This is a genomic window from uncultured Turicibacter sp. (assembly GCF_938044715.1).
In the GTDB taxonomy this organism is placed as follows: Bacteria; Bacillota_I; Bacilli_A; order MOL361; family Turicibacteraceae; genus Turicibacter; species Turicibacter sanguinis.
In genome coordinates this window covers 1-9,733 of the sequence record NZ_CALIOS010000093.1, presented here as the reverse complement: position 1 = coordinate 9,733, position 9,733 = coordinate 1, and the positions used below count along the sequence as shown (strand labels likewise).

At 32.6% G+C, this 9,733-nt stretch carries 13 protein-coding genes; 1 reads left to right on the top strand and 12 read right to left on the bottom strand.

The genetic code is table 11. From position 1 onward, the window contains the following. A partial coding sequence (locus QWC74_RS09635) for a toprim domain-containing protein (RefSeq protein ID WP_288993996.1) occupies nt 1-332 on the bottom strand: 332 nt, incomplete at its 3' end. Nucleotides 333-679: 347 nt separating this feature from the next. Between QWC74_RS09635 and QWC74_RS09630 the strand changes: the two genes are divergently transcribed. Next, nucleotides 680-1,444: a polysaccharide deacetylase family protein gene (locus tag QWC74_RS09630; protein ID WP_006783783.1), complete on the top strand. Its 765-nt coding sequence runs from the start codon at nt 680-682 to the stop codon at nt 1,442-1,444. 45 nt (nt 1,445-1,489) lie between these two features. Here QWC74_RS09630 and QWC74_RS09625 read toward each other — a convergent pair whose 3' ends face one another. From QWC74_RS09625 to QWC74_RS09575, 11 genes are all read right to left on the bottom strand, one after another. Further along, entirely contained in the window at nt 1,490-2,284 is a 795-nt protein-coding gene (locus QWC74_RS09625; RefSeq protein ID WP_006783784.1) for a DNA-processing protein DprA, read from the bottom strand. A gap of 91 nt (nt 2,285-2,375) precedes the next feature. Beyond that, on the bottom strand, nt 2,376-3,149 hold the full coding sequence (locus QWC74_RS09620; RefSeq protein WP_006783785.1) for a ribonuclease HII: 774 nt from the start codon (nt 3,147-3,149) through the stop codon (nt 2,376-2,378). A 386-nt stretch (nt 3,150-3,535) separates the two neighbouring features. Next, nucleotides 3,536-4,408: a ribosome biogenesis GTPase YlqF gene (ylqF, locus tag QWC74_RS09615; protein ID WP_006783786.1), complete on the bottom strand. Its 873-nt coding sequence runs from the start codon at nt 4,406-4,408 to the stop codon at nt 3,536-3,538. Between the two features lie 124 nt (nt 4,409-4,532). Next, on the bottom strand, nt 4,533-5,087 hold the full coding sequence (gene lepB / locus QWC74_RS09610; protein WP_006783787.1) for a signal peptidase I: 555 nt from the start codon (nt 5,085-5,087) through the stop codon (nt 4,533-4,535). 217 nt (nt 5,088-5,304) lie between these two features. Continuing rightward, nucleotides 5,305-5,655 (bottom strand): 50S ribosomal protein L19, encoded by a 351-nt coding sequence (gene rplS / locus QWC74_RS09605; RefSeq protein ID WP_006783788.1) that lies wholly within the window; start codon nt 5,653-5,655, stop codon nt 5,305-5,307. Nucleotides 5,656-5,901: 246 nt separating this feature from the next. Then, nucleotides 5,902-6,636, bottom strand: a complete 735-nt coding sequence (trmD, locus tag QWC74_RS09600) for a tRNA (guanosine(37)-N1)-methyltransferase TrmD (protein WP_006783789.1) — start codon at nt 6,634-6,636, stop codon at nt 5,902-5,904. Continuing rightward, a complete protein-coding gene (gene rimM, locus QWC74_RS09595) occupies nt 6,636-7,142 on the bottom strand; it encodes a ribosome maturation factor RimM (RefSeq protein WP_006783790.1) in 507 nt (168 codons plus the stop codon). Before rimM ends, trmD begins: the two co-directional genes overlap by 1 nt. A gap of 324 nt (nt 7,143-7,466) precedes the next feature. Further along, nucleotides 7,467-7,763 carry a hypothetical protein gene (locus QWC74_RS09590; protein WP_155222842.1) on the bottom strand — a complete coding sequence of 99 codons (297 nt, stop codon included), beginning with the start codon at nt 7,761-7,763 and terminating at the stop codon, nt 7,467-7,469. A gap of 146 nt (nt 7,764-7,909) precedes the next feature. Continuing rightward, nucleotides 7,910-8,143: a hypothetical protein gene (locus QWC74_RS09585; protein WP_288993995.1), complete on the bottom strand. Its 234-nt coding sequence runs from the start codon at nt 8,141-8,143 to the stop codon at nt 7,910-7,912. Nucleotides 8,144-8,889: 746 nt separating this feature from the next. After that, complete coding sequence (locus QWC74_RS09580) at nt 8,890-9,084, bottom strand: hypothetical protein (RefSeq protein ID WP_155222843.1); 195 nt, start codon at nt 9,082-9,084, stop codon at nt 8,890-8,892. 337 nt (nt 9,085-9,421) lie between these two features. Next, entirely contained in the window at nt 9,422-9,631 is a 210-nt protein-coding gene (locus QWC74_RS09575; protein ID WP_155232655.1) for a hypothetical protein, read from the bottom strand. Nucleotides 9,632-9,733 lie beyond the last annotated feature (102 nt).

Genomic DNA, 9,733 nt, shown 5'->3' with positions numbered 1-9,733 from the left:
ACGCGACGATTTAACGAAACATCTAATCCTAATACATCTGCTAAATGCCAACTAATCGCTTCCCCTTCACGGTCGGGGTCAGTTGCAAGATAAACAGCATCTGAATTTTTAGCCGCTTGTTTTAACTCTTTAATCACTTTAGACTTTCCAGTCACATTTTTATAATTCGGTTTAAATTGGTCTTCTACATCAACCCCTAAACCACCAGGGCCTGTTGTGGCTAAGTCACGAATATGTCCAACACTTGAAAGAACCGTATAATCCTTTCCTAAATAGTTTTCTATCGTCTTAGCTTTTGCAGGAGACTCTACAATAACCAGATTTTTCCCCATCTTTATCACCTTTTCTATCAAAAATCAATCAATTTATGTATCCATTCATCAATCAGTCATGATGCAATGACTTATTTTCTTCATTTAACCCATCAATTATAACGTATCAAACTATTTGTTCTCTTGGTGTCAACTCATCGGTGTGATATGAATCAAAATAAAACACAAAAAATATTACTGGTTTATATCAAGCTTGTCAATATTTAAACTATAATTTAACAATATTATCGTCCTACCTTTACCGATTCTCTTCTTTTTTCCCCTAAATCCTCCAAAATATTTTTACTATATTTGGATTTATGTTATAATCTTTCAATAAATTATGATAAAAACCGGGAGGATAAATCATGAATAACTTTAAAAAAATGATATTTTCAATCATCACGCTTGGACTCGCTATCGGAGTGGTAGTGACCTTCATTTTCAAAGATCATCAGATCTTACAGCATAATTCAGACGTTGAGATACAACCTGAAGCCATTGAAGAAGAACATTTAGCTAATCAAAAGGTCATGTATTTAACATTTGATGATGGTCCAAGTGAGTACACTAAAAAAATTGTCGATATTTTAGATGAACACCAAGTTCCTGCAACCTTCTTTTTTATTGGAAAAAATGTCGATGGAAAAGAAGATTCGGTTCGTTATGCTGCCAAGCATGGTCATACGATTGGCCTACATTCAATCTCTCACAATCGTGATGTGATTTATAACGAAGCAGAACCTTATAAACTACTTGAAGAGTCTTTAGAACTCCAATCTTATCTTGAACCCTTAATTGGTTATAAAACTGTTATTATTCGCCCCCCTTATGGAAGCTCTTTTATGCCTGATGTTATTTTTAATAACGTTGGAGAAGCCGGATTCAAACTTTGGGACTGGTCAATCGATACCAATGATTGGCGTGAAGAAACAACCGTCGAATCGATTATGACCTTTTTAAATGAGTTTCCTGCGGGGGAAAGAGAGATATTACTTGAACACGAGCTTCCGATTACTCTAGAAGTATTACCTCTGATTATTTCCCACTATAAAGAACAAGGCTATCTCTTCAAAGCCTATAATCAAGACGAGCACTTTCCTTATAATTTCCATCTAAATGATAACTATTAAAAAAGGTGAGGCTAACAGCTGTTAGTCTCACCTTTTTTCTTTCCTCTATAACGGATAAATCATCTTTAATTCATCTAATATCTCTTTATAATCAGTTAAACAATTCGCTCCTTCTTTAATTAATTCTAAACTCCCTTCTGAATAGATAGAATTATATTCTCCTGGTAAAGCATAAATAATTTTTCCATCGTATAAAGCCTGTTTGGCTACATGCGTCATTCTTCCTTCTTTAGTTGCTTCAATAATCATTAAAATATCACTCAAAGCTGTAATAATTCGATTTCTCAGGTAAAAATGTTGTCGCCCTATCGGAATATGCGGGGGAAACTCACTGATAACTAAATGTCCCTTTGCCATTAATTGATAAAGTTGATAATTTTCCGACGGATAAATTCTTGAAAATCCAGACGCTAACACGGCAATACTTTTTCCATTTTTAGAAGAGACATGATGTGCAATCGCATCAATCCCTAAATCCAAGCCCCCAACTATCACGATGTTTTGGTTAATTAATTGAGCAACTAAGGTCTGGCATGATTTCATTCCATAAGTTGAAGGCCGATTCGTTCCCATAATTCCAATTTTTTTCTCTTTAAGTAAGTTAAGGTCTCCTTGATAATACAAGACAAAGGGTGGCATTTCCATTTGTTTAAAATAACTGGGATATTCCTCATCAACAATCGTGACAATTCTAGTTTGAATGTCATCAAATAAGGATTCAGCTGATGGTTCAATAGAAAACTGTGTTAATTTAGGATCTTGTCTTAATGCCTCATACATTAAAAACCAATTTCCACGCTTCAGAATACTTAACTTTATTAATCGATTTCGCATTGTCATATCATCACCTACTGTGATATACGCTTTACTTGTCTATTTTCCTTCTGAAAAGATAAAAAAAAGAGCTTATATAATTAAAAGCTCTCTTAATCTAATTAAATTTTGAACGAATTGGTTCAAATGACTTACGATGTTCAGAAATAATTCCATGTTGCTCGATAGCTAGTAAATGTTCTTTTGTCCCATATCCAACGTGGCGTTCAAACCCATATTGCGGATAAGCTGAACCTAACTTCTTCATATAGGCATCACGTGTTACTTTGGCAATAATACTGGCTGCTGCTATCGAAACACTTTTAGAATCACCTTTAATAATTGATGTTTGAGGAATATCTAATCTCGGTAGACTCATAGCATCTAGTAATAAATGTTGAGGTTTAGGATTTAATTTTGAAACGGCTCGTTCCATTGCAATTTTAGTTGCCTCATAGATATTATATTGATCAATTTCTTCACTCGTACAAATTCCAATCCCAATACTAATCGCATTCTTTTTGATTTGCTCATAAAAATATAGTCGTTTAGACTCTGATAATTTCTTAGAATCATCAATTCCAAACAACCAACAATCTGCAGGTAAAATAACAGCTGCCGCAATAACTGGTCCCGCTAACGGTCCACGTCCAACCTCATCGACTCCGGCAATTAATTCGATTCCACTGTAACGCAATTCATTTTCATAAATTGACATCGTAATAAATTTTTGAAACTCATCATATTCTTTTTGAATCTTATTTTCATACTGTTTTAGTAGTTTTTGAACGCTCGTACGTCCATCTTGTTTTAATTCATCTATAAATACTTCATCAACAACATCTTGTTGTAAGATTCTTTTTATTTCCTCTACCGTGTACTTTTCACTCATTGTGCAGCTCACCTTTCCAATTAAAAAGCGATAACTTATTCATTCTACCAACGTTTTGTAAAATAGTCAACATTGTCAGTAAAAGTGCCTAAATTTCTAATTTTAAACCTCTATCTTCCATTTTCAAACTTTTTTAATTTTAACATCATTTTTATCCAATTTCTACATCATTTTAAATTTGTTTCTCATTTATAGACAAAATTCTTCTTTTTTCTCAAATCAAATAAAAAGAGAATGAATTCCTAATCTTAGAACTCATTCTCTTTCTATCTAGACAGAAGTATTTTTAAAATTAGACTTCATCCTGAAGCCTTGTTACAAATAAAGCACACTTTAATTCAAATAAAAGCTTCCCAAGTCCGAAAACTTATCTAAATTTTTATCCTTTATTCACTGACCGTTTCTTGATTTAAATCTTTTGGACATTCAAATGATAGTCGTCCTAATTTTAGGCTACGAATTTCACGTAATAAAATTTCATAAACTTTATCATAGTCAACAATTCCACCTGATTGCAAGAACCCACGTTTCGTTCCAATTTCCTCTAGAACCGCTACTTTATCTTCGAAGTTCCCACTTAAATGGTAACGTTCAATTAGGCGCTGTGGATAATGTTGAATTAAATAGTCTAACGCATATAAAATAATATGATCAAGGGTTAAAATCGTATCCTTAATTGCACCCGTTACTGCTAAATTATAACCCACACGTTTTTCTTCAAATTTAGGCCATAACACTCCTGGTGTATCTAATAACTCTAGCTCTTGTCCAACTTTCACCCATTGTTGAGCTTTTGTAACTCCCGGACGGTCTCCAGTCTGAGCCGCTTTACGTTTAGCTAAATTGTTCATCAACGTTGACTTTCCAACATTTGGGATACCTAAAATCATCGCACGAACTGGGCGAGGACGTAATCCTTTCGCTTTTTCTTTAGCGAATTTTTCCTTTAAAATTTCTTTTGATGCCTCTGTTATTTGCTTAATCGCATTTTGGTGAAGAGCATCAATCGTAATTGCAGGTTGACCTTGCTCTTTGAAATAATTAAGCCACTGTTGTGTGACATTAGGATCAGCCATGTCCACTTTATTTAAAATGATTAATTTTGGTTTATGTTTAATAATTTCATTCATCATTGGATTACTTGATGAATACGGAATTCGTGCATCTAGTAATTCAAACACAATATCCACTAATTGTAATTTTTCTTGAATTTGACGGCGAGCTTTGGCCATATGCCCTGGAAACCATTGTACTGTCATCTTGTCACTCCCTAAGCTGTATTTTAACCTATCATCATAGGTTTTTAAGCTTTAAAACTTTAATTCATTTCGTTTACTTCTACTATTATAACTTAAAAAATCCAAAATTTCGACCAAAGTTTGATTACTCAACTTTACCAAAATGTGATAAAGGCCATTGAATCCAGGTCGCTTTACCAAGGATTTGATCTTCACTAATCAAACCAATATGACGACTATCTTTACTATGTGGACGATTATCGCCAAGTACTAAATAATAGCCTTCTGGAATCACATCGCAAGGATCAAACTGACAAATTTCTTGTAAGGTGAAATCAAATGTAAAATCATCCACATATGATATGATTTCTTTTCCTGCCTCTAAAAAAGGTTCGGCTATAGGTTGATTATCAATATAAAGCTGATCATCTTCATAACGGACGGTTTGTCCTGGTAATCCAATCACACGTTTAACATAATAAACATCTGGCGAATATTCAAATACGATAACATCAAAGGCTTTGGGTTTATAATTAAATTCCCATAAAATAACTGAGTCTTCATGGTGTAAGGTTGGATACATAGAAGGCCCATCTACTTTTACAGGTGTAAAAACATACTTATGAACAAGTGTTACGATAATAAAAATAATAACAAATGTTTTTACCCAATCAAATATCTCTAGTAATACTTTTTTCATTCCTTTCACTCCACACGTTTATTTTGTATCGTCAGTTCTCTCAAACGATTTAAAAATAAAAATTTTGCTACTTTTTATTATACGCCTTCTTAACTGGACACATTCAGTTTAATGTTAATTTTACCATAAAGTTGAAGTTTTTCATAAAAAAAGATGCCCTAAAACAAGGTTTTTAGGACATCTTCGTTGCAATTGAGGTAATTGTTTTAAACTAAAACTATCGACGCTCTTTAATACGAGCAGCTTTAGCTGATAAGCTACGGATGTAGTTAAGTTTTGCACGACGAACTTTACCACGACGAGTAACTTCGATTTTTTCGATAACTGGTGAATGTAATGGGAATGTACGCTCAACACCACATCCGAAAGATACTTTACGAACTGTGAATGTTCCACTGATTCCTTTTCCATTTTGACGTTTTAAAACTAAACCTTCGAATGCCTGAATACGCTCACGGTTACCCTCTTTGATACGTACGCTTACACGAACGTTATCTCCTGCGCGGAATTCTGGTAAGTCAGTTTTTAAATAAGATTGTGTTAATTCATTGATTAATTGTTGACTCATTTGTCTACACGCTCCTTCATCGCAAATTCATTCAGTTAGCCTTCTAACTCAGCGGAATTTGGTGTTTATGCTCCAATGGCACGTCATGAATCATATCATAAACAACTCTTCAATTCAATCTTTTTTTATAAATATTTTTCAAAAAAGGTTGTTTTTTCGAGGGCACCTGACGAGCTTAGACCACATTTTTCTACAATATGCAAAACTTGTCTTCGGCTAATAAAAAAAGATAGCGTCGGGTATCTCTTATTTCTCATTTTCAAACTTTTCAATGATTTTTTGATCGGCTTCACTCAATTCGTGATGCTTTAATAAATCAGGACGACGAGACCACGTACGATAAAGGGATTGTTCATGACGCCACTTTTCAATCTCTTTATGATTCCCTGACATTAAAACAGGCGGAACTGTCATTCCTCTAAAATCAACCGGACGGGTATACTGTGGAAACTCTAGTAATCCCATTGAAAATGAATCATTTTCATGAGATTCCTGTTTTCCTAACACATCAGGAAGCAGACGAACAATGGCATCTGTCATCACCATCGAAGCAAGTTCACCACCTGTTAACACATAATCACCAAGTGATAATTCATCAGTCACTAAATGTTCTCGAATTCGTTCATCAAAGCCTTCATAATGACCACAAATAAAAATCAGATGCTCCTCTTTTGATAATTCTTCTGCTTTCGCTTGAGTAAAAGGCTCTCCCTGAGGACACATCAAAATAATACGAGGATTCGCGCTACTATTTTGACACACTGATTCAACCGCATCAAAAATCGGTTGAGGCGCTAAAAGCATTCCCGCTCCACCACCATACGGATAATCATCTACTTTTTTATGTTTGTTTTGTGAAAAATCACGGAAATTCACTGTATTTAGTGTCACAGCTCCACGATCTTGGGCACGTTTTAAAATGGAACCATTAAAAACTCCTGAAAACATTTCAGGAAATAAAGTTAAGACATCAATCTTCATTATAATAATCCTTCTAATACTTCAATGATAACTTCTTTGGCTTCAACATCAACCGATTTAACCACATCTTCGATGTATGGAATTAACGCATCTTTTTGACCTTTACGCTTAACCACCCAAACATCATTCGCACCTGTTTCTAAAATTTCAGTAATTTCTCCGATTTCTTCACCTGTTGTTGCTTTAACTGTGCATCCAATGATCTCAAAATAATAAAACTCATTTTCATCTAAATCATCTAAATTTTCAGCCGATACTAATAAATCACAACCTTTATATTTTTCAACATCATTAATCGAATTTAAATGTTTAAATTTTAATAAGTCTGCGCCTTTATGTTCACGATGCGTCGCAACTATAACTTCGATGTACTCACCATTAAACTCAATAAACAACTGACTTCCTTTTTTAAAACGTTCCTCTTTAAAATCACTATTTGAAACAACCTTAACCTCACCTTGTAAGGCATGCGTGTTTACAATTTTACCAACTTGTAAAAATTCCACAATAAAAACCTCCTATAAAAAGTGCCAATTAAAATCAAATCGACTTAACTCGCAACCTTTCAACAACATCTATCTTTATTATGGTAATATTATATCATATCACCGCAAGCATAATACAGAAATTTACGCAAACCTTCATAATCATTGGTATTATAATGTTTAGAAAGTTAAATATCAATTTATAAATTACACATAACAATCCAAAGTAATTCAATGTTATTCACTACGTTTAGTGGCAAATTAGTGGCAAAATTAAAACAACAGATAGTGAGTAAAGTAGTTAATTCTATTCTCTCCATCTGTTGTTTTTTTATTTATTAATCTTTAATAATTTAAATTATAAGAGTAATTTTCTAAATCTCCCATCAATTTATCTATCATTTCTTTACGTTCCTTTTTATCTTCTACCACTCGCTCTTCAAATTCTTCTGTTGTCCAAAAGATAGATTGTGATTGTTGTTGGTAAATGTTTAAATATAACTTTTCCCCAGTTTCTTGATGCTCATACTCTACTCCTTGAACGATTGCTTTCGAATTACGTAGCTGTTGAATTTCACTATAACCAGCATTTTCAATATCAGAAATAATAGCTCGCTTGTTATTGTTCATCAGATAAATCATATTAAATCCTCCCAGAATTACTTTTAACAAAAAAATAAATTCACCTATATTTTAACAAAAAACCAGACTTTGTCAAACATTTGTTCGTTAATGTGTATAAAATAAAAACAACAGATAGCAGTCGCCGTCTGTTGTTTGAGTATACCTTATTTCATTTGATAAACAGTGTTCTGATTAGAATTAATATGATATTGTATGTCATTTAAAACAGTTAGTGTCTCTTCAATTGTATTATAACTTGCTAACTTAACTTTATACATTGGCACCTTACCACAAGTTCCAATAATAGAATATTTGGGGTATCTAATCTTATAAGATGGTTTGATTTGTAATTCAACAATATTAATTATTTTTTTCTGATCTTGTGTCCTAATCCACATTCAATCATCCCCTCCTTAAATTTTTGATTATGGTAATGATAATAATCATCCTCATTTACATAAGAACATAATTTATCATTACTTTTTCTCCTCATATATATCTACTTCCCTTAATCTAATCATACGTTATTCTAGAATAAAAAAACATTCTTTTATTACATTTTTTGACATGATATAATAAGGAAGTGAAGTTTTTTTCTAACATACTCATATTGGTTAAACACCAAAAAAAACAACAGACAGCTGGAGCTATTTGCTGTTTTTTTCATTTCAAATCACTTGCGAATATTGGAATTTTTTGTTATATTTTAAACGTGCGTTTCACCTAATATGCACATTAATCATATTTTACTTTTTAATTAACTAATGCTCCTAAAACGTTAGTTAAACCTTAATAATCTCTTTCCATATGGGGTCCTTGTGACCTCGTTTTAATTTTACCTTTACTTACAATTTTTACATACGTATTACAAACCTATGTAGTATGATTACTTTGTGTTATTCAACACAACACTAGTTACTTCCATATTTACTGTTTTTTATCACCAGGGCTAGAGGTCTTTACGACCTCTTTTTTTACATTTTTTTACAATTATTGAATTCACTTTTTATAACATACATGCTAAAATAATGAAGTACCATTCCTAGTGGTACGTTATAACACTAACTAACTACCCCATTATATAATAGTTAGTTAAACCCTAATATTCTCTTTTTATATTGAGGTCTTTATGACCTCTTTTTCATTACTCTAACATTCTTAACGCTGTCTCAACTGAATCATATGCCCCCTGAATACGATTCATCTTTAATACTGCTCGTTCGATTTCCCCCATACTCTTACCTTCTGATCTAAGTCTATCTATTAGATCACTCGGAGACTCATACTTCTCTTTCAAATCGTGTTGAGCTTGTAATAAATATTTCCTAATGCCTTGCATAACACTACACCCTCTTTTAAAAAAATTGCTTATATATCTAATTATACTCTGATTTATTTCGCTTAAACATGGTAAAAATGTCACAAAATAATCGGCTTTTTTTGAAATTACATTTTAAAATGTAATTTATTTGTTTAAAATATTATTATTTAGTATATTTTAACTATACATCTTCATTCCCTTGAAGGTGTATACCAATCCCGAATAACTACCACTTTTAAAAAAAGAGATACTTCTAGCCAGTATCTCTTTTCTATTTTCAATCCTAAAAAATACACCCCTTATATTGAATTTTTAGTTCCAACTTTCGGAGTGCGCTTCAATCGATAGCTACTTTTTATTTAATATCTGGTGTTGTTTCCCATCCATCACGAATATCTGGTGTTGTTTCCCATCCATATTCACGAATATCTGGTGTTGTTTCCCATCCATCACGAATATCTGGTGTTGTTTCCCATCCATGTGCTCCTGGAATACCATCTCTCATAGACATAGCACTAACCATTCCTACCATAATTAACGATAATGAGAATAGTTTTTTCTTCATTTTTAAACACTCCTATAATACTATTTGTTTCTAATTGAGCAAATCTAATTTATTTCAAATATTTTCTTAAAATTAAATCGCTCTCAAAACAATTATAACTAC